Raw genomic sequence first — 18718 nt, forward strand, 5'->3', positions numbered from 1 at the left:
AGATGAATCCAAAAAACCAATAAACCAACAGAAGAGGAACACACCAATGATGATGAAACGCCTGATCACCACATTCGCCGCCGGCATCACCGCGGCGGGGCTGACCGCCGGCGCGGCGCTGGCCCAGACCGAACTGACCTATTCGTCCTGGATTCCCTGGACCCACCCGGTCAACCTCAACATCTACATCCCCTGGATGGAAGCCATCGAGAAGGAGAGCGAAGGGCGCATCACCTTCAAGCGTCTGCCCAAGCCGGTCGGCTCGCCGCCGGCCCATTTCGACGCGGTGCGCACCGGCCAGGCCGATGTCGCCTTTACCGTCCACGGCTATGCGCGCAAACGTTTTGCCGCCTATCTCTTTGCCGAACTCCCGTTTCTCGGCGACCGGGCCGAGACCACCTCGATCGCGCTGCAACGCACCCATGACAAGTTTCTGGCCGACAAGGGGTTCTATGACGGCGTGCACCTGATCGGCATGAACATGCACGGCCCCGGCCAGGTCCACCATTCCAAGAAGAACATCCTGTCCCCGGCCGACATGGAGGGGCAGAAGATGCGCACCGGCGGCCCGATCCCGCTGGCCATCGTCGAGGGTTGGGGCGGCGTCTCGATCCGCCAGCCCTCGCCGAAATCCTACGAGATTCTGTCCTCCGGCATCGCCGACGGAATCCTGTTCCCCTATGAAAGTGTCACCAGTTTCAACCTGACCGACCTGGTGCCCTATTCGACCAATCTGCCCGGCGGCTGGTACTCCTCCAGCCACTTCCTGATCATGAACCAGGCCAAGTACGATGCGCTGTCGGCCGAGGACAAGGCGGTGGTCGACAAGTATTCCGGCGAGGCCTTTGCCAAGCTGGCCGGCCAGGGCTGGGACCGGATCAACGACAAGGGACTCGAGGACGTGCTGGCCAACGGCAACACGGTCGTCGATGCGCCTGACGAGCTGATCGCCGCCGTCGAAGAGCTGAACAAGGGGTTTCTGGAAACCTATTACCAGAACGCCGCCGAGGTGGGCATCGATGGCAAGGAAATGCTCGATTACTTCAAGGCCCAGGTTGCCGAGCTTTCGGCTCAGTAGGCGCGGCAGGGAGAGCCTGAATTGGACCTGAAATCCACCTACGGGACCGCGGAGCATATCCGCGGTCTCACCCCGCTGGCCGGGTTGTTGTCGCGCATCGCGTGCCTGCTGCTCTTTGCCATGATGATGTTCACTTTTGCCGATGTGGTCGGGCGTTATTTCTTTTCCAGCCCCCTGCCCGCGGCCTATGAGGTCGTCTCTCTGATGATGCCGGCACTGATCTTTTGCGCGCTGCCGCTCACCGTGTTGCGCGAGGGGCATGTCACCGTCGATCTGCTGGATGCGATCACCCCCGCCCCGGTGGCGCGGGTCCAGGCCGTGATCGTCCACCTTGTCAGCGCCGCCGCGCTGGCGCTGATTTCATGGCGGCTGGTGATCCGGTCGATCGATCAGCGCACCTATGAAGAGGTCACCGACGAGCTGTTTCTTGAGCTCTGGCCGTTCAGCGCCGTCATGGCGGTGCTCTGCGCCATTGCAGCGATCGCCGCGCTCGCCAATGCCGGGCTGAGTGCGACCCGCCGAAAAGCCCGGGGGTAGTCCAGTCATGACCGTAGCCCTGATCGGCCTTGCCGTCCTTCTCATTCTCGCGTTTCTCCGCATCCCCATCGCCTTTGTCATGGCGCTGGTGGGGTTTGCCGGAATGGCCTGGGTCAACAGCCCCACGGCGGCCTTGTACAACGTCGGCCAGACCGCCTTTGACGCCGCCATCAACTACGAGCTGTCGGTGGTGCCGCTGTTCGTTCTGATGGGCAATTTCGTCGCCCGCGCGCATCTCGCGGCCGAACTCTATAACGCCTCCAACGCCTTTCTCGGCCACCGCAAGGGCGGGCTGGCCATGGCCACCGTCGTGGCCTGCGGCGGGTTCAGCGCGATCTGCGGCTCGTCGCTGGCGACCGCCGCCACCATGTCCAAGGTGGCGATGCCCTCGATGCGCCGCTTTGGCTATGCGGATTCTCTGGCCACCGGCTCCATTGCCGCCGGCGGCACGCTGGGCATCCTGATCCCGCCCTCGGTTCTGCTAGTGATCTACGGCATTCTCACCCAGCAGAGCATCGGCAAGCTGTTCGCCGCCGGCATCCTGCCGGGGCTGATCGGCGTTCTGTTCTATCTCTTCGCGGTCCGCTATGTCACCTGGCGGCGCCCCGAGGCCGGCCCCGCCGGCGAGCGGCAGGACTGGCCGCAGCGGTTTCGCGCGTTGTCCTCGGTCTGGGGGGTGATCCTGCTTTTCGCTCTGGTCATGGGCGGCATCTATGGCGGCGTGTTCAGCCCGACCGAGGCCGCCGGGATCGGCGCGATGGGCGCCTTTGCCTTTGCGCTGCTGCGCGGCGCGCTGAGCTGGCGGGTGCTGTGGGAAATCCTCGAGGAAAGCGTGGCGACCACCGCGATGCTCTTCGCGGTGCTGATCGGCGCGCTGCTGTTCGCCAACTTCATCAATTTCACCGACTTCCCACAGGCACTGGTGCGCATCGCCATGCAGTTTCAGGACACCCCCTGGCTGGTGATCGCGGCCATTCTGGTGATCTATATCCTGCTGGGCTGCGTCTTCGAGAGCATGTCGATGATCCTGCTCACCGTGCCGATCTTCTACCCGCTGATCGTACAGCTGGGCTATGATCCGATCTGGTTCGGCATCGTGGTGGTGGTGGTGACCGAGATCAGCCTGATCACCCCGCCGGTGGGGCTCAACGTCTTCGTGCTGCGCGGGGTTCTGCCCGATGTGAGCACCGGCACCATCTTCAAGGGGGTCACGCCGTTCTGGGTGGCCGATATCTTCCGGCTCACGCTGATCGTGCTGGTGCCGTGGGTATCGACCTGGCTGGCCACCTATGTCGTCTGACCCCCGCTCATTCGGCGAGGGTGAAGCCGACGCGGCCCAGCCCGCCCATGGTGACCTCGACCCGGCCCGTCTCGGGGGCCAGCGCCCGCAGCGGCAAATGGGTCCCGCACATCACCACCATGCCGGGGATCAGTCGCAACCCGCGCGCGGCCAGATGCCCGATCAGCCAGGCCACCGCGTCGCCCGGGTGCTGCGGGGCGGCGCCGCGCGCCTCGGCGACCCGGGCGCCGTCCAGATCCAGCGTCACCTCCAGCCCGTCGAGGTCCAGCTCGCCCGGCTCGATGCGGCCCGCGCCCAGCACGATGCCGGCGTTGAAGACATTGAGCGCGATGGCCTGCGCCAGCTCCACCTTTGGCATCGGAATGCCGCGCTGGTCGATCAGCTCGATCGCCGGGCGAAAACAGTCGATCGCCTCCATCGCGGCCGCGCGGTCCACCGGCCCGGAGAGGTCGGCCACCCCCGCCCCCATCACCGCGGCGAGCTCCGGCTCGACGGCGATCTCCTGAAACCGGGATTTGTGCAAAACCGCGTCGTTTTCGTACAGTTCGCCCGCGAACAACCGCCCCGAGACCGGCTCGGACACGCCGAAATGCGCCATCTGCGGGGCCCCGTTCACCGCCAGCTTGTAGCCCGCCACCGGCAGGCCCACGGCGGCGACATAGGCATCCTGGAACGCATAGGCCGGTGCCAACGACGCCCCGTCCAGCCCCTGCGGCGCCTCGAACCGCTCCACCCGCTTGCGCACCCCTGCCGCGGCCTGCGCCGCCACGTCCAACCCATTGTCCATTCTGCAAAAGCTCCCTGCCTGTCGCATTTCCGGTCGCGCCCATGTTGACGCCCGCGCGCCCCGAAATCTAGGCTGAACCGTCATTCCCGGAGACCCCATGACCGATCCCGATGCAAAACCCCGCAAGCTGCGCTCGCGCGTCACCACCGACGGGCTCGACCGTGTCCCCCACCGCGCCTTCTATCGCGGCCAGGGGCTGGACGACGACGCCATTTCCCGCCCGATGATCGGCGTGGTCAGCACCGCCGGCGAAACCTCGCCCTGCAACGCCAATCTGGGCGATCAGGCCGCGCATGCCTATCGCGGCGTGCAGGAGGCGGGCGGAACCCCCCGGGAATTCACGACAATCTCCGTCTCCGACGGGTTCTCGATGAACCATCAGGGGATGAAAAACTCGCTGATGTCGCGCGAGGTGATCGCGGATTCGATCGAGCTGGTGATGCGCGGCCACGCCTATGACGGGCTGGTGGGATACGGCGGCTGCGACAAGAACCTGCCGGCGATCATCATGGCGATGGTGCGGCTGAACGCGCCGTCGGTCTTTGTCTATGGCGGCTCCACCCTGCCGGGGCAGTACAAGGGCAAGACGATCAGCATCCTCGACGCCTACGAGGGGGCCGGGGCAGTGATGACCGGCGAGATGGACCAGAAGACGCTGGACGAGATGGAGCGCGCGGCGATGCCCACCGTCGGTGCCTGCCCGGGCCAGTTCACCGCCAACACCATGGGCATGGTGTCGGAGGTTCTGGGCATCGCGCCGCTGGGCTCGTCGCTGATCCCGGCGGTGTTTTCCGAGCGCGCGGCACTCGGGCGCCGGGCCGGCAAGCTGGTGATGGAAATCCTCGAACGCGGCGGCCCCCTGCCGCGCGATCTGATCACGCGGCAAAGCCTGGAAAACGCCTGTGCCATCGTCGCCGCCACCGGCGGATCGACCAACGCGGGCATGCACCTTTCGGCGATCGCGCACGAGGCCGGGATCAAGTTCACCATGGACGATGTCGGTGAAGTTTTCGAACGCACCCCGCTGATCGGCAACCTGCGCCCGGGCGGGCAGTATTATGCGCTCGACGTGCACCGCCTCGGCGGTGTGCCGGTGATCGTCAGGGAGTTGATCGCCAGCGGGCATATGCACGGGGAAACGCTGACACTGACCGGCCAGACGCTGGCCGAGGCGGTCGCCGATGCCCCCGCCCCCGACGGCGATGTGATCCACCCGGTTTCCAACGCGCGCGACAGCTCGGGCGGGGTGATCGTGCTCAAGGGCAACCTCGCGCCGCAGGGCGCCTTCATCAAGGTGGCCGGGCTGAAGACCCGGGTGCATGAGGGGCCCGCCCGCGTGTTCGAAAGCGAGGAGGATTGCATGGCCGCCATCCGCAAACGGGACTATGCCGAGGGCGATGTCATCATCATCCGCAACGAGGGGCCCAAGGGCGGCCCGGGCATGCGCGAGATGCTGGGGCCGACGGCGGTGATCTATGGTCAGGGCATGGGGGAAAAGGTGGCGCTGGTCACCGATGGCCGCTTTTCCGGGGCCACGCGCGGCATGTGCATCGGCTATCTCTCGCCCGAGGCGGGGGATGGCGGGCCGCTGGCGCTGGTCGAGAATGGGGATACCATCCGCATCGATACCCGCACGGCCCGCGCCATCGATCTTCTGGTCGATGACGAGACGCTGTCGCAGCGCCGCGCCGCACTGCGGGCCCGCCCGCCGCGCCGCCTGGCCGGGTTTCATGAGAAATACGCCGCCCAGGTGCAAAGCGCCTATTACGGCGCGGTGACCCATTCCGGCGCAGCCGACTGGCCGATGGACGGGCTGGACGATGAATAACCCGCGGCTGGGATACCTCGGCACCGGGCTGATGGGCGGGCCGATGGTGCTGAACCTGCTGAAGGCGGGCTACGAGGTGACGGTCTGGAACCGCACCGCGTCGAAATGCGACGAGGCCGTTGCCGCCGGTGCCCGGCGCGCCGACAGCCCGGCGGATCTGGCCCGTCACAGCGACGTGGTGATGGCCTGCCTGACCAATGCCGCCGCCGTCGAGGCGGTGCTGTTTGGCCCCGATGGGGTGGCCGGGGTCGCGGGACCGACGCTGTTCGTCGATTTCTCCTCGATGGACCCGGAGCAGACCAAGGCCTTCGGCGCCCGCCTACGCGCGGCCAACGGCATGGGCTGGGTCGATGCCCCGGTCTCCGGCGGCACGCCGGCGGCGACCTCCGGTACGCTGACCATCATGGCCGGCGGCACGGCGGAGGATTTCGCCCGGGCCGAACCGCTGATGGCCCCTCTGGCGCAGCGGGTCACCCATATGGGGCCTGCGGGCAGCGGCCAGATGACCAAGCTGGTGAACCAGATCATCTCGGGCTGCACCATGGCGGTAGTGGCCGAGGCGGTGCAGTTCGCCAAGTCCAGCGGCGTCGATGCCACCAGGCTGACCGAGGCGCTGGCCGGAGGGTTCGCCGATTCCAAACCGTTCCAGCTGCTCGCCCCGCGCATGGCGACCGAAAGCTTCGAGAATCCACTGGGGACCGTCGCGATGATGCTCAAGGATCTCGATACCGTGGCCGAGGTCGGCGGCCCCGCCGCCCCCCTGCCGATGACCGAAACCGCCCGTGCGCTGATGCGCGTGGCCTGCGATCAGGGCCACGCGGAAGAGGATATTTCGACCATCATCCTGACGCTGAAAGGCATGGCATGACCCGCATCGGCCTGATCGTTCCCCCTGCCGCCGGCGCGGTGCCGCCGGAGCCGCCGCAACTCTATCCCGATCTGGAGTTCATCGCGGTCGGCCTCGGCATCCCCGAGGTTACGGCAGAGGGGTTCAATCAGGTGATCGGCCGGCTGTCCGATCTGGCCGGGGAATTGCGGGCGCGCGGCGCCGAGGCGGTCTCGCTGATGGGCACATCGCTGAGCTTCTATCGCGGACCCGAAGGGAATGCCGAGGTGCTGGCGGCGCTGCGGGACGGCAGCGGAGTGCCGGCGACGACGATGACCGACTCCGTGTTGGAGGCGCTGTCCGCCGTCGGCGCGAAACGGGTGGCCGTCGGCACCGCCTATACCGATCCGGTGAATGCCGCGCTCACCCGATATCTGACCGCCAGCGGCTATGAGCTCGCCTCGCTGGAGGCGATGCACCTGAAAACGGTCGAGGAGGTCTTTGCCACCACCGACGCCGATCTGATCGCGCTGGGGGACCGGGCCATCGCCGCAGCGGGGGGCGCCGATTGCCTGTTCATCTCCTGCGGCGGGTTGCACACCCTGCCGGTGATCCCGGTGCTGGAGGCGGCGCATGGCCTGCCGGTGATTTCCAGCGCCACCGCCGGCGCCTGGGGCGCGGCGCGGCTGGCCGGGCATTCGGGCCGCGCGCCGGGACATGGGCGGCTGTTCGAGATCTGAGGCAAGGGCACCTGCCCGGTCGGCAGCCGGGCCATTGCGAACCCAAAGGGCCGCCCCGCTGACGGGACGGCCCTTTCTTCATCGCAATTCGCTCCGCCTATTGCGGAATATGCGCCGTCGCCTCGATCTCCAGCAGCGCCTCGTCCTCCAGCAGATCGGCCACCACCAACAACGACATGGCCGGGAAATTGCGCCCCAGCACCGCGCGATAGGATTTGCCGATCTCGGCCTGATGCGCCATGTATTCCGCCTTGTCCTTGACGAACCAGGTCAGCCGCGTGATGTGCTCGGCGCCGCCGCCGGCGGCCTCGACCACGTCGAGGATATTCTTCAGAACCTGTTCCATCTGGCCGATGAAATCGTGCCGTTCGAACCGCTGATCGGCGGTCCAGCCGATCTGCCCGCCCACGTAGAGCGTTCCGTCCGCGGCCAGGATGCCGTTGGCATAGCCCTTGGCCGGCGCCCATCCTTCGGGCTGGATAACCTTGTGCGTCATGTCGTGCCTTTCCGTTCCGTTCTGTCTCAGGTCACCCGCGAGCGGGTCTGGTATTTCGCGTCGCGCCACAGCTCCTGCCCGATCACCTCTTCGATGATCTCGGCCGCCGCCACCACGTCGCCCTCGTCGATGTAAAGCGGGGTGAAGCCAAAGCGCATGATGTCGGGCGCCCGGAAATCGCCGATCACGCCGCGGTCGATCAGTGCCTGCATGGCTGCATAACCATGCTCGAACCGGAACGAGACCTGGCTGCCCCGGATCGCGCCGTCGCGCGGGGTGGCGAGTTCAAGCTGCGGGCAGCGCACCTCGACCTCGGCGATGAACCGCTCGGTCAGCGCCAGCGAGGCGGCGCGCAGGTCCGCCATATCCACCCCGTCCCAGGCGGCGAGCGCCTGTTGCAACACCGCCAGTTGCAGGATCGGCGGTGTGCCGACCCGCAACCTTTCGGTCGACATCGCGGGGCGATAGTGCCGCTCCATCGCAAAGGGCGCGTCATGGCCCAGCCAGCCCGACAGCGCCGGCTGCACCTCCTCGACGATATCGGGGCGGGCATAGATGAAGGCCGGCGCGCCGGGACCGCCGTTGAGGTATTTGTAGGAACAGCCCACCGCGAATTCGCAGTTGCTGCCCGCGAGGTCTACCGGCACCGCGCCGGCGCTGTGCGCCAGATCCCAGATCATCACAGCGCCCGCCGCATGGGCGCGTCTGGTGATCGCCTGCATGTCGTGCATCCGCCCGCTGCGGTAATCCACATGGGTCAGCATCACGACCGCGACGTCCTCGGTGATGGCCTCGGCCACCGCCTCGGGGTCGGGGGTGCGCAACTCGTACCCCTGCCCCAGCAGCCCGACCAGCCCCTCGGCCATGTAGAGATCGGAGGGGAAGTTGCCGTTGTCGGACAGGATCACCTTTCGGCCCGGGCGCATCTTCAGCGCGGCGGCCAGCGCCTGATAGACCTTGATCGACAGCGTGTCGCCGGTGGCGACGCTGCCCGCGGGCGCGCCGATCAGCTGGCCGATCCGGTCGCCCACAACGCGTGGCAGCTCCATCCATCCGGCGCTGTTCCAGGCCTTGATCAGTTCGCCGCCCCATTCGGCGCGCATCACCTCGCTCACCCGCTCCACCGCGCCCTTCGGCAGCGGCCCCAGCGAGTTTCCGTCGAGATAAAGGACGCCCTCGGGCAGATCGAACAGATCCTTTCGGGGCAAGGTCGATTGGGTCATCGTCACAATTCTCCGCGCAAATGCCAAAGTTCAGGAAACAGCTCCACCTCCAGCATCCGGCGCAGGTATTGCACGCCAGAGGTGCCGCCGGTGCCGCGCTTGAAGCCGATCACCCGTTCCACCGTGGTGACATGGTTGAACCGCCAGCGGCGGAAGTAGTCCTCCAGATCCACCAGTTTTTCGCCCAGCTCGTACAGCGTCCACCAGCTGTCGACATCCTCATAGACCTGCTTCCACTTCGCCTGCACCTCGGGCAGCGCCTTGTGCGGCTGATCCAGTTGCGGCGCGGGCACCTGCGCCTCGGGCCCGTCGATGGTGGTAAAGAGCAGCCGGATCACGTCGTCGTAGAAACTGGGCCGCGCCAGTTCCCCGGCCAGCATCGCATGCACCTGCGGCACATGCGCGTGCGGTTTGAGCATGTTGGGATTCCGGTTGCCCAGGATGTATTCGATCATCCGGTACTGATACGACTGGAACCCCGAGGACGGCCCCAGCGCCTCGCGGAAGCGGGTGTAATCGGCCGGCGTCATGGTGCGCAGCACGTCCCAGGCGTTGTTGAGCTGTTCAAAGATGCGGCTGACCCGCGCCAGCATCTTGAACGCCTGCGGCATCCGGCCCGCGTTCATCGCGTCGCGGGCGCCCGCCATCTCGTGAATGGCCAGCTTCATCCACAGCTCGCTGGTCTGGTGCTGGATGATGAACAGCATCTCGTCATGCGCGCCGCTCAGCGGGCGCTGCTGCTCCAGCAGCGCGTCCAGCCCCAGATAATCGCCATAGGACATGGCGTCGGCAAAGCTCATCCTTGCGCCTTCGGCGCCGGGATCATAGGCGGATCCGGTCATTTCGCGTCTCGCAGTCTGAAGCGTTGAATCTTGCCGGACTCGGTCTTGGGCAACTCCTTGGCGAAGACCACCGAGCGCGGGTATTTATAGGGCGCGATCGTTGCCTTGACGTGGTCCTGCAACAGCTTGGCCGTCAACTCGCCCGGCGTATGCCCCGCACCAAGGACCACATGCGCCTCGACGATCTGGCCGCGCGCCTCGTCCGGCGCGCCGATCACCGCGCATTCCAGCACCGCCTCATGCGCCAGCAGCGCCGCCTCGACCTCGGGGCCGGCGATGTTGTAGCCCGCCGACAGGATGATGTCGTCATTGCGCGCGGCAAAGTGGAAATAGCCCTCCTCGTCCTGCACGAAGGCGTCTCCGGTGACGTTCCAGCCGTCCTGGACATAGTCGGTCTGCCGCTGCCCGCCGAGATAGCGGCAACCGGTCGGACCGCGCACCGCCAGCCGCCCCACCTCTCCGCGCGGCATCTCCTGGCCATCCTCGCCGATCACCCTGGCCTCATAGCCGGCCACCGGTTTGCCGGTGCAGGCGGGTTTGTAGTCGTCGAAGCGGTTGGTGATGAAGATATGCAGCATCTCGGTCGCGCCGATGCCGTCCAGCATCGGCTTGCCGGTCTTCAGCATCCACTGCTCGAACACCGGCGCCGGCAGGGTTTCCCCGGCCGATACCGCGGCACGCAGCGAGGACAGATCCGCCCCCTCTTCCATCGCCACCAGCATGGCGCGATAGGCGGTCGGCGCGGTAAAACAGACCGTCGCCTTGTAGGTCTCGATGATCTCGATCATGTTCGGCGGCGAGGCGTTTTCCAACAGTGTCGCCGCCGCCCCGAAGCGCAGCGGAAAGATCGCCAGCCCGCCAAGACCAAAGGTAAAGGCCAGCGGCGGCGAGCCGATGAACACATCATCGGGCGTGACGTTCAGCACCTCCTTGGCATAGCCGTCGGCGATGATCAGAAGATCGCGGTGAAAATGCATCGTCCCCTTGGGCTCTCCGGTGGAGCCGGAGGTGAAGCCGATCAGCGCCACGTCGTCCTGCGCGGTGTCCACCGCGTCGAACGTCACCGGTTTCTGCAGGGCCAGCCGGTCCAGTTCCGCGTCGTGGTTGGAAGTGCCGTCAAAGCCGACCACGGTTTCCAGCACGTCGCTGTCCTTGGCGCAGGCGATCATCTCTTCCATCAGGCGAGTGTCGCAGAGCGCATGGGTGATCTCGGCCTTGTCCACGTATTTGGCCAACTCGCCCGCGCGCAGCATCGGCATCGTGTTGACCACCACCGCGCCCGCCTTGGTCGCCGCCAGCCAGCAGGCCACCATCGCCGGGTTGTTGGCCGAGCGGATCATCACCCGGTTGCCCGGCTTGACGCCAAAATCGTCAACCAGCACATGCGCCAGCCGGCTGGTCCAGTCGGACAGCTCCTTGTAGGTGCGCCGCCGCCCGTTGCCGATCAGCGCGGTATGATCGCCAAAGCCCCGGGCCACCATGGCGTCGGTCAGTTCCACCGCCGCGTTCAACCGGTCAGGATAGTCGAACCCGTCCAGCAGAAGGTCGGGCCAGGTCTCCGGCGCCGGCAGGTTGTCGCGGGTGAATGTATCGCTATGGGCAGATGGTCTGAGCATATGTGTCTTACCTCTCCTGAATGGCGCCGGGCTCCACCGTCTGTCGCGGCTTGGCCCCGGCCCTGTCGGTCTTGCGCCTAACCTTGCTGGAACGCCCCCAACGCCTGGCGCGCGATGACCACGCGCTGGACGTCCGAGGCCCCCTCGTAGATGCGCAGCGCGCGGATCTCACGGTACAGTTTTTCCACCGTCTCGCCCGATCGCACGCCATCGCCGCCGTGCAGCTGCACCGCCTTGTCGATCACCTGCTGCGCCCGGTCGGTGGCGAAAAGCTTGGCCATCGCCGCCTCGCGGGTGACCCGCGGCGCGCCGCTGTCCTTGGTCCAGGCGGCGCGATAGACCAGCAGCGCGGCAGCGTCCACATCCAGTGCCATGTCGGCGATATGGCCCTGCACCATCTGCAGATCGAACAGCGGTGCGCCCTGCACCTTGCGCGTGGTGACGCGGTGCAGCGCCTCGTCCAGCGCCCGGCGGGCAAACCCCAGCGCCGCGGCCGCGACGGTGGAGCGGAAGACGTCCAGCACCGACATGGCGATCCGGAACCCGGCGCCCGCCTCTCCCAGAAGGGCCGAGACCGGGATCCGGCAATCGGTGAAGTGCAGCGTCGCCAAGGGGTGCGGCGCGATCACCTCCAGCCGTTCGGCGATCTCAAGCCCGGGCGTATCCGCCGGCACAATGAAGCACGACAGCCCCTTGGCGCCCGGCGCCTCGCCCGTGCGGGCGAAGACGCAGTAGACATCGGCAATGCCGCCGTTGGAGATCCAGGTCTTCTCACCATTCAGCACGAAATGGTCGCCGTCGCGGGTCGCCGTCATCGCCGAATTGGCAACGTCCGAGCCGGAGGCCGGTTCGGTCAGAGCGAAGGCCGAGATCACCTTGCCCGCCCGGGTCTGCGTCAGCCATTCGCCGCGCTGCGCCGGCGTGCCGAACAGCGAGATCGCCCCGGTGCCCAGCCCCTGCATCGCAAAGGCGAAATCGGCCAGACCGTCATGGCGCGCCAGCGTCTCGCGGATCAGGCACAGGCTGCGCACATCGAGGCCCGTCCCGGTCTCCGGATCGACGGCGGAATGGGTCAGGAACCCGGCCTCGCCCAGCCCGGGCACCAGCGCGCGGCAGGCGGCATCGGTGTCGGAATGGTCGATGGCGGACAGATGCGACTGCGCCCAGCTCTCCAATGCGTCGGCCAGCGCCTTGTGGCGCGGCTCGAAAAACGGCCAGTCCAGAAAACTGCGGTCGGACATATGCGCCCCTCCCCTTCTTCTCGTTTCAAATACTCCCGCTGGAGGCGACCCGACGCCGCCCCCGCGCGAGCCGGTCAGTCGCCCTCGAACACCGGTTTTTCCTTGGCCACAAACGCATGATAGGCGCGGTGGAAATCCTGCCCCTGCATGCAGATCGCCTGCGCCTGCGCCTCGGCCTCGATCGCCTGCTCGATCGACATGCACCATTCCTGCGCCAGCATGGTCTTGGTCATCATGTTGGCGAAGTTGGGTCCGGCGGCGATGCGCGATGCCAGTTTCTGCGCTGTGGCCTCCAGCTCGCCGGCGGGCACCACGTTGTTGAAGAACCCCCAGGCGTGGCCTTCCTCGGCGCTCATCGCGCGGCCAAGATACAGCAGTTCAGCCGCCCGCCCCTGACCGATGATGCGTGGCAGGATCGCGCAGGCGCCCATGTCGCAGCCCGCCAACCCGACCCGGTTGAACAGGAACGCCACCTTCGCCTCGGGCGTTGCCACCCGCAGGTCGGAGGCCATGGCGATGATCGCGCCGGCGCCGGCGCAGATGCCGTCCACGGCGGCGATGATCGGCTTGCCGCAGTTCACCATTGCCTTGACCAGATCGCCGGTCATCCGGGTGAAGGTCAAAAGCTCCTTCATGTTCATTTTGGTCAGCGGGCCGATGATGTCGTGCACATCCCCGCCCGAGCTGAAGTTGCCGCCGTTGGAGGTGAAGACCACCGCCCCGACCTCGTCATCGTAATGCAGGTCGCGGAACCAGTCGCGCAGTTCGGCATAGCTGTCGAAGGTCAGCGGGTTCTTCCGCTCGGGCCGGTCGAGCGCGATGGTGGCGATGCCGTCCTCAATCTCGCATTTGAAGTGCTTCACGTCGCTGCGCATGGTCAGTCATTCTCCTCCAGAGTGTCGTTGAGATAGTCGAGGCGGCGGATCATCCCCTCGACATCGTCGGCATCGAGCCGGTCCAGCATGTCGTCGATCCAGGTCTCATGCGCGGCCGCCTGTTCGGCAAAGGTCCGCTTGCCCTTGGCCGTCAGCCGCACCTGCGAGGCGCGCCGGTCCCCCGGCACCGCCACCCGCAGGGCCAGCCCCTCGTCGGTCAGCCGGTCGACAATGCCGGTGACATTGCCGTTCGACACCCGCAGCATGTCCGAAATCTGCGACATCTTCAGCCCCTCGGGGCTGCGCGCCAGCGCCGACATCACGTCAAAGCGCGGCAGGGTCGTCTGGAAATCCTCGCGCAGGCGGCGGCGGATCTGGTCTTCGATCAGGTTGCTGGCCTTCAGCAGCTTGAGCCATAGCCGCAGCCGCATCTTCGACATCGGTTCATCGGCCCCGGTTTCAACAGATTGCGGTGTCATGTCTCCCCTCCCGAAATGCTGAGCGCATGGCCATTGACGGATCGCGCCGCCTCGGAACACAGCCAGATCGCGGCGCCGGCCACTTCATCGGTCTGGATGAACCGTTTCTGCGGGTTGCCGGATTTCAGCGAGTTTGCCGCCTGTTCCGCGCTCATACCAGTGGTCTTGACGATATTCCCGATGGACCGCTCAAGCAGCGGCGTCTCGATGAATCCGGGGCAAAGCGCATTGACCGTGATCCCGGTGGCCGCCAGTTCCACCGACAGCGCCCGCGTCAGGCCAAGAACCCCATGCTTGGCGGCACAATAGGCCGCCACATAGGGATAGCCCTTTTGCGCGGCGGTGGAGGCCACGGCGATCATCCGTCCCCAGCCCGCCGCCTTCATGTCCGGCAGCGCCGCCTGCCAGCAGTTCGACACGCCCACCAGATTGACCGCCAGCATGGCGTTCAGATGCTCGGGCGTCATCCGCGAAAACGGCACGCTCTCGGCGGCGCCGGCGTTGGCGACCATGACCGACACCGGCCCCTGCGCGGCGCGGGCAGCCTCGAATGCGGCCCGCACCGAGTCCGCGTCGGTCACGTCGCAAAGCCGGTAGGGCAGCCCCTGCGCCTTGAGCGTGGCCTCCGAGCGCCCCATGATGGTGACCTTGGCCCCCGCCGCGGCCAGGGCGCGGGCCACCTCGGCCCCCACCCCGGTGCCGCCGCCGGTGACGACGGCATGTCTGTCCGCCAGGCTCATACCTTCATCGCCGCTTCTGCCTCGCGTTCCCGCTCGGCCAGGCGCCAATAGAGGTCACGTCCGCCGCGATAGGGATCGGGCCAGACCGCATGGCGATCGCCCAGCTGGCTTCCCGCGTGCAGCGTCCAGTAGGGATCGGCCAGATGCGCCCGCGCCAGGCAGACCAGATCGGCCCGCCCCGCCATCAGGATCGAGTTCACATGGTCGGGCTCATAGATATTGCCGACCGCCATGGTCCTGATCCCGGTCTGGTTGCGGATGCGGTCAGAGAAGGGCACCTGGAACATGCGGCCATAGACCGGCTGTTCCTCGGAGACGGTCTGTCCCGAGGAGACGTCGATGATGTCGGCCCCGGCCGCGTCAAAGGCCTTGGCGATCTCAACCGCGTCCTCGGGCAGGTTTCCGTCCTCTCCAACCCAGTCATGGGCCGAGATCCGCACCGACATCGGCTTGCTTTCTGGCCAGACCGCGCGCATCGCGTTGAAGACCTCCAGCGGGAAGCGCAGGCGGTTTTCCAGGCTGCCGCCATACTCGTCCGAGCGCCGGTTGGTGGCCGGCGACAGGAAGCTGCCGATCAGATAGCCATGGGCGGCGTGCAGCTCGATCATGTCGAAGCCGGCGCGCTCTGCCATCTTGGCGGCCTCCACGAACTGGTCGCGAACCGCGTCCATGTCCGCGCGTGTCATCTCGCGCGGGGTCTGGCTGGCCGGTTTGTAGGGCAGCGGCGAGGGCGCCAGAATCTCCCAGTTGCCGTCTGCCAGCGGCGCGTCCATGCCACCGCCGTCCCAGGGCACGCAGGTCGACCCCTTGCGCCCCGAATGGCCGATCTGACAGCACATCCTGGCCTGCGTCTCGGCATGAACGAAATCGGTCAGGCGTTTCCACGCCGCCTCATGCTCGGGCGCATAGAGGCCGGGGCAGCCGGGGGTGATCCGCCCCTCCGGGCTGACGCAGGTCATCTCGGTATAGACCAGCGCGGCGCCGCCCTTGGCACGTTCCGAATAATGGACAAAGTGCCAGTCGGTCGGACAGCCGTCGACCGCCTTGTACTGGGCCATGGGCGAGACGACGACGCGGTCGATCAGTTCCATGTCGCGCAGCTTGAAGGGGGCGAACATCGGCGCGCGCACCGGCGCATCCGCGGGCACGCCGGCCTGCATCTGGAACCATTTCTCCGCCGAGGCCAGCCATTCCGGATCGCGCAGACGCAGGTTTTCGTGGGAAATCCGCTGCGACCGGGTCAGCAGCGAATAGTTGAACTGCACCGGGTCCAGATCGAGATAGCGTTCGACCTCCTCGAACCATTCCAGCGAGTTGCGGGCGGCAGATTGCAGACGTAGCACATCCAGCCGCCGCTCCTCCTGATAGCGCTCGAACGCCCTCTCCAGCGTCGCCTCGGACTGCAGGTAGTTGGCCAGCGCGATGGCGCTGTCAAAGGCCAGCCGAGAGCCCGAGCCAATGGAGAAATGCGCGGTGGCCGAGGCATCGCCAAGCAGCACGACGTTCTCGTGATACCATTTCTCGCAGAGCACCCGGGGAAAGTTGATCCAGACCGCCGAGCCGCGCAGGTGATCGGCGTTCGACATCAGCTCGTGCCCGCCCAGATGATCCTCGAACACCTTGCGGCAGGTCTCGACGATCTCTTCCTTGCTCATCCCCTCGAAGCCGAAATTCTCCCAGGTCTGCTGCGAGCATTCGACGATGAAAGTCGCGGTCTCGTCGTCGAACTGGTAGGCATGCGCCCAGATCCAGCCATGCTCGGTCTTCTCGAAGATGAAGGTAAAGGCGTCATCGAACCGCTGATGGGTGCCGAGCCAGATGAACTTGCACTTTCGGGTGTCGATGTCGGGCTTGAAGTGCTCTGCATATTCGGTGCGCACGCGGGAGTTCAGCCCGTCGCAGGCGACCACGAGGTCATACTCGTGCCGGATCGCCTCGGCCGAGTCGAACTCGGTCTCAAAGCGCAGATCGACACCCAGCTCGCGCGCCCGTTCCTGCAGCAGGATCAGCATCTGCTTGCGACCGATGCCCGCGAAGCCGTGCCCGCCCGAGACGGTGCGCACGCCGTCATGCACCACGGCGATGTCGTCCCAATAGGCGAAATGCTCGCGGATCGCCTCCGCGCTCACCGGGTCGTTCTCGCGCAGGTTTTCCAGCGCGTCGTCGGACAGCACCACGCCCCAGCCGAAGGTATCGTTGGCGCGGTTGCGCTCGATCACCACGACCTCGTGGTTTGGGTCGCGCAGTTTCATCGAGATTGCAAAATAGAGCCCCGCCGGCCCGCCGCCCAGACACGCAATACGCATGAGGTCACTCCCCCTGTGGCTGTTTTCCCGTGGCCGAAAACCCGGCCGCTGAGGAAACGCTAGAGCGAGTCGGGTTTTACTTCAAGCTTAAACATTATATACCCTAACCATTCATGGTTAAATATTACCATGACAGCTATCGACCAGGCGCCTCGACGGCCTGGGGCCGGTCCCGGCCGCCGGCGATGTCCAACCGGCGGCCCGACAGTCGCAGCCAAGGCGCCGCCGCCCCCGAACAGCGCATCCCGCGGGGAAAAAATATCGATCCGACCGGCCCGCATCCCGATTGGCAAGGCGCCGCCGGTCGCGATAGGGTTCACCCATGTCCGACCCCGTCTCGACCATCCGCAACCTCGGCCCCGCCTCCGAGGAGAGTTTTGCCCGCGCCGGTATCGGCTCGGCCGAAGCGTTGCGCGCGCTCGGGGCCGACGCCGCCTATGAACGGCTGCTGGCGGCGGGCAGCCGGCCGCATTTCATCGGCTACTATGCGCTGGTTATGGGGTTGCAGGGCCGTCCCTGGAACGATTGCCAGGGCGAGGAGAAGGCGGCGCTGCGCCGCCGCTTCGACGCCATCTGCTCTGCGGCCAGAGGCAAGGGCGATCCGGGCCGCAGCGCGCTCGAGGCAGCGCTCGACGCCATCGGTGTGATCGAGCGGCGGCGGTGAGGGGGGAAAGGGCCGAAAAAGGGAGCGATGGCCGCGCAATGGCCGTTTCGAGCCCTGCCGCGACAGTCGCGCACCATGCAACATTCGAAACGATGGGCGGGAAACAGACTTTCGCCGCGCTTCATCCGAACGGCCGGTCTGGCGCGGCATTGCTCCCGCTAATTCACGGTTCGGACACGGCCAGACCGAGCGACTTTGCAGCGTCTCGTATCGCCATGACCAAACGGTCGCGGCTTTCATCGAAGGACTGATCGGCCGGAAACAACAGGCTGATACCCCGGTTCGCATCCTGCATGACAAGAGGCCTGACGACGACTTCTTCGCGGTGGATCGCCTGCCGACGTGCGAACAGGTCGGGAAGAACCGCAACCCCGGCACCGGTCGCGGCCATCAACACGATGGAGTCGAGGCTGGTGCCCTCGTAATCGTCGGACACCAGTCCACCACTGAGACCGGCGAGACCGTAAACGATACGCGCCAGTCGGTGCCCCGTATCCAGCGTCAGCAGACGCTGACCGACCAGGTCGGTCGTGCTGACACACGCAAGGGCGGCGATGGGATGGTCTGTCGCGACAGCGACCCACAGGGGCTCTGTGAACAAGGGGCCTTGCCAGGTGTTCGGGTGATCTTCCGGGGTGGAGATGATCGCATCGAAGCGGCCGTTCCGGATCCCCTCATCCAGCCGCAAGGTATTCTCTTCACGCACGATAACGCGCAGGTCGGGTTGATCGCGGTGCAGTGCCCGCATCACTTGTGGCAGGAGATAGGGACCAATCGATGGCAGAACGCCGAGCCGCAGACGCCCCCCGAAGGGCAATGCGGAGGTCATGACGGTGCGCAGATTTTCCACCTCTGCCAGGATGCGACGCGCGCGGTGGACGAATTCGAGGCCTTTTGCCGTGGCGCGTGCGCCGCCGCGGCCGCGCGTGAACAGACGCACACCAAGGTCGGTTTCCACGGCGGCGATCTGGTTGGACAGGCTTGGTTGGCTCACGTGCAGGGTTTCCGCAGCAAGTCCGAACCCGCCGAGCTGATGCACCGTGACAATGTATTCCAGTTGGCGAAGCGTGGGCCTCATAAATAGCCTCAGGCTATGTTAATCACGAATACAAAGTATTTAAGCTATCTCAAAAGATACGG

The 18718-nt window shown here is 66.2% G+C and carries 18 protein-coding genes; 7 read left to right on the top strand and 11 right to left on the bottom strand.

Translation table 11 applies throughout. The annotated features are described in order from the left end of the window. Positions 1-46 precede the first annotated feature (46 nt). From E1832_RS11190 to E1832_RS11200, 3 genes are read left to right on the top strand one after another with little or no spacing between them, the layout of a single operon-like run. Positions 47-1078: a TRAP transporter substrate-binding protein gene (locus tag E1832_RS11190; protein ID WP_133359835.1), complete on the top strand. Its 1032-nt coding sequence runs from the start codon at positions 47-49 to the stop codon at positions 1076-1078. A gap of 21 nt (positions 1079-1099) precedes the next feature. After that, the gene (locus E1832_RS11195) at positions 1100-1615 is read left to right on the top strand and encodes a TRAP transporter small permease (protein WP_133359836.1); all 516 of its coding nucleotides are present in this window, start codon (positions 1100-1102) and stop codon (positions 1613-1615) included. A 7-nt stretch (positions 1616-1622) separates the two neighbouring features. Further along, positions 1623-2915 carry a TRAP transporter large permease gene (locus E1832_RS11200; protein WP_133359837.1) on the top strand — a complete coding sequence of 431 codons (1293 nt, stop codon included), beginning with the start codon at positions 1623-1625 and terminating at the stop codon, positions 2913-2915. Positions 2916-2922: 7 nt separating this feature from the next. On the opposite strand, the gene E1832_RS11205 is transcribed toward E1832_RS11200, so the two are convergent. After that, the gene (locus tag E1832_RS11205; protein WP_165978864.1) at positions 2923-3702 is read right to left on the bottom strand and encodes a 2-keto-4-pentenoate hydratase; all 780 of its coding nucleotides are present in this window, start codon (positions 3700-3702) and stop codon (positions 2923-2925) included. Between the two features lie 97 nt (positions 3703-3799). Here E1832_RS11205 and ilvD point away from each other — a divergent pair, with 97 nt between their 5' ends. The 3 genes from ilvD to E1832_RS11220 are packed head-to-tail and all read left to right on the top strand — an operon-like array spanning position 3800 to position 7096. After that, positions 3800-5530 (top strand): dihydroxy-acid dehydratase, encoded by a 1731-nt coding sequence (gene ilvD, locus E1832_RS11210; RefSeq protein WP_133359839.1) that lies wholly within the window; start codon positions 3800-3802, stop codon positions 5528-5530. Continuing rightward, a complete protein-coding gene (locus E1832_RS11215) occupies positions 5523-6398 on the top strand; it encodes an NAD(P)-dependent oxidoreductase (protein WP_133359840.1) in 876 nt (291 codons plus the stop codon). Before ilvD ends, E1832_RS11215 begins: the two co-directional genes overlap by 8 nt. Continuing rightward, positions 6395-7096: an arylmalonate decarboxylase gene (locus tag E1832_RS11220; protein ID WP_133359841.1), complete on the top strand. Its 702-nt coding sequence runs from the start codon at positions 6395-6397 to the stop codon at positions 7094-7096. Before E1832_RS11215 ends, E1832_RS11220 begins: the two co-directional genes overlap by 4 nt. A gap of 97 nt (positions 7097-7193) precedes the next feature. Here E1832_RS11220 and E1832_RS11225 read toward each other — a convergent pair whose 3' ends face one another. From E1832_RS11225 to E1832_RS11265, 9 genes are all read right to left on the bottom strand, one after another. Then, positions 7194-7592: a RidA family protein gene (locus E1832_RS11225; protein ID WP_133359842.1), complete on the bottom strand. Its 399-nt coding sequence runs from the start codon at positions 7590-7592 to the stop codon at positions 7194-7196. A gap of 26 nt (positions 7593-7618) precedes the next feature. Continuing rightward, the gene (gene kynU, locus E1832_RS11230) at positions 7619-8815 is read right to left on the bottom strand and encodes a kynureninase (protein ID WP_133359843.1); all 1197 of its coding nucleotides are present in this window, start codon (positions 8813-8815) and stop codon (positions 7619-7621) included. 2 nt (positions 8816-8817) lie between these two features. Beyond that, positions 8818-9657: a tryptophan 2,3-dioxygenase gene (locus tag E1832_RS11235; protein WP_133359844.1), complete on the bottom strand. Its 840-nt coding sequence runs from the start codon at positions 9655-9657 to the stop codon at positions 8818-8820. After that, the gene (locus E1832_RS11240) at positions 9654-11273 is read right to left on the bottom strand and encodes an AMP-binding protein (protein WP_133359845.1); all 1620 of its coding nucleotides are present in this window, start codon (positions 11271-11273) and stop codon (positions 9654-9656) included. The genes E1832_RS11235 and E1832_RS11240 overlap by 4 nt, the downstream gene beginning before the upstream one ends. Positions 11274-11350: 77 nt before the next feature. Continuing rightward, a complete protein-coding gene (locus tag E1832_RS11245; protein WP_133359846.1) occupies positions 11351-12514 on the bottom strand; it encodes an acyl-CoA dehydrogenase family protein in 1164 nt (387 codons plus the stop codon). A gap of 74 nt (positions 12515-12588) precedes the next feature. After that, entirely contained in the window at positions 12589-13389 is an 801-nt protein-coding gene (locus E1832_RS11250) for an enoyl-CoA hydratase family protein (protein WP_133359847.1), read from the bottom strand. 2 nt (positions 13390-13391) lie between these two features. Then, positions 13392-13868, bottom strand: a complete 477-nt coding sequence (locus E1832_RS11255) for a MarR family winged helix-turn-helix transcriptional regulator (RefSeq protein WP_133359848.1) — start codon at positions 13866-13868, stop codon at positions 13392-13394. Then, complete coding sequence (locus tag E1832_RS11260; RefSeq protein WP_133359849.1) at positions 13865-14608, bottom strand: SDR family NAD(P)-dependent oxidoreductase; 744 nt, start codon at positions 14606-14608, stop codon at positions 13865-13867. The genes E1832_RS11255 and E1832_RS11260 overlap by 4 nt, the downstream gene beginning before the upstream one ends. Further along, positions 14605-16914, bottom strand: a complete 2310-nt coding sequence (locus E1832_RS11265; protein ID WP_133359850.1) for a bifunctional salicylyl-CoA 5-hydroxylase/oxidoreductase — start codon at positions 16912-16914, stop codon at positions 14605-14607. Before E1832_RS11265 ends, E1832_RS11260 begins: the two co-directional genes overlap by 4 nt. Positions 16915-17236: 322 nt before the next feature. Here E1832_RS11265 and E1832_RS11270 point away from each other — a divergent pair, with 322 nt between their 5' ends. Then, positions 17237-17578 carry a TfoX/Sxy family DNA transformation protein gene (locus tag E1832_RS11270; RefSeq protein ID WP_133359851.1) on the top strand — a complete coding sequence of 114 codons (342 nt, stop codon included), beginning with the start codon at positions 17237-17239 and terminating at the stop codon, positions 17576-17578. Between the two features lie 163 nt (positions 17579-17741). Here E1832_RS11270 and E1832_RS11275 read toward each other — a convergent pair whose 3' ends face one another. Beyond that, positions 17742-18656 (bottom strand): hydrogen peroxide-inducible genes activator, encoded by a 915-nt coding sequence (locus E1832_RS11275; RefSeq protein ID WP_133359852.1) that lies wholly within the window; start codon positions 18654-18656, stop codon positions 17742-17744. Between the last annotated feature and the right edge of the window lie 62 nt (positions 18657-18718).

The organism is Antarcticimicrobium luteum, from assembly GCF_004358185.1.
GTDB classification, from domain to species: domain Bacteria; phylum Pseudomonadota; class Alphaproteobacteria; order Rhodobacterales; family Rhodobacteraceae; genus Antarcticimicrobium; species Antarcticimicrobium luteum.

Coding starts and splice junctions, on each gene's coding strand:
- E1832_RS11190 (WP_133359835.1), top strand. CDS start 47: ATGATGATGAAACGCCTGATCACCACATTCGCCGCCGGCATCACCGCG.
- E1832_RS11200 (WP_133359837.1), top strand. CDS start 1,623: ATGACCGTAGCCCTGATCGGCCTTGCCGTCCTTCTCATTCTCGCGTTT.
- E1832_RS11205 (WP_165978864.1), bottom strand. CDS start 3,702: ATGGACAATGGGTTGGACGTGGCGGCGCAGGCCGCGGCAGGGGTGCGC.
- ilvD (WP_133359839.1), top strand. CDS start 3,800: ATGACCGATCCCGATGCAAAACCCCGCAAGCTGCGCTCGCGCGTCACC.
- E1832_RS11215 (WP_133359840.1), top strand. CDS start 5,523: ATGAATAACCCGCGGCTGGGATACCTCGGCACCGGGCTGATGGGCGGG.
- E1832_RS11220 (WP_133359841.1), top strand. CDS start 6,395: ATGACCCGCATCGGCCTGATCGTTCCCCCTGCCGCCGGCGCGGTGCCG.
- E1832_RS11225 (WP_133359842.1), bottom strand. CDS start 7,592: ATGACGCACAAGGTTATCCAGCCCGAAGGATGGGCGCCGGCCAAGGGC.
- kynU (WP_133359843.1), bottom strand. CDS start 8,815: ATGACCCAATCGACCTTGCCCCGAAAGGATCTGTTCGATCTGCCCGAG.
- E1832_RS11235 (WP_133359844.1), bottom strand. CDS start 9,657: ATGACCGGATCCGCCTATGATCCCGGCGCCGAAGGCGCAAGGATGAGC.
- E1832_RS11240 (WP_133359845.1), bottom strand. CDS start 11,273: ATGCTCAGACCATCTGCCCATAGCGATACATTCACCCGCGACAACCTG.
- E1832_RS11245 (WP_133359846.1), bottom strand. CDS start 12,514: ATGTCCGACCGCAGTTTTCTGGACTGGCCGTTTTTCGAGCCGCGCCAC.
- E1832_RS11250 (WP_133359847.1), bottom strand. CDS start 13,389: ATGCGCAGCGACGTGAAGCACTTCAAATGCGAGATTGAGGACGGCATC.
- E1832_RS11255 (WP_133359848.1), bottom strand. CDS start 13,868: ATGACACCGCAATCTGTTGAAACCGGGGCCGATGAACCGATGTCGAAG.
- E1832_RS11260 (WP_133359849.1), bottom strand. CDS start 14,608: ATGAGCCTGGCGGACAGACATGCCGTCGTCACCGGCGGCGGCACCGGG.
- E1832_RS11265 (WP_133359850.1), bottom strand. CDS start 16,914: ATGCGTATTGCGTGTCTGGGCGGCGGGCCGGCGGGGCTCTATTTTGCA.
- E1832_RS11270 (WP_133359851.1), top strand. CDS start 17,237: ATGTCCGACCCCGTCTCGACCATCCGCAACCTCGGCCCCGCCTCCGAG.
- E1832_RS11275 (WP_133359852.1), bottom strand. CDS start 18,656: ATGAGGCCCACGCTTCGCCAACTGGAATACATTGTCACGGTGCATCAG.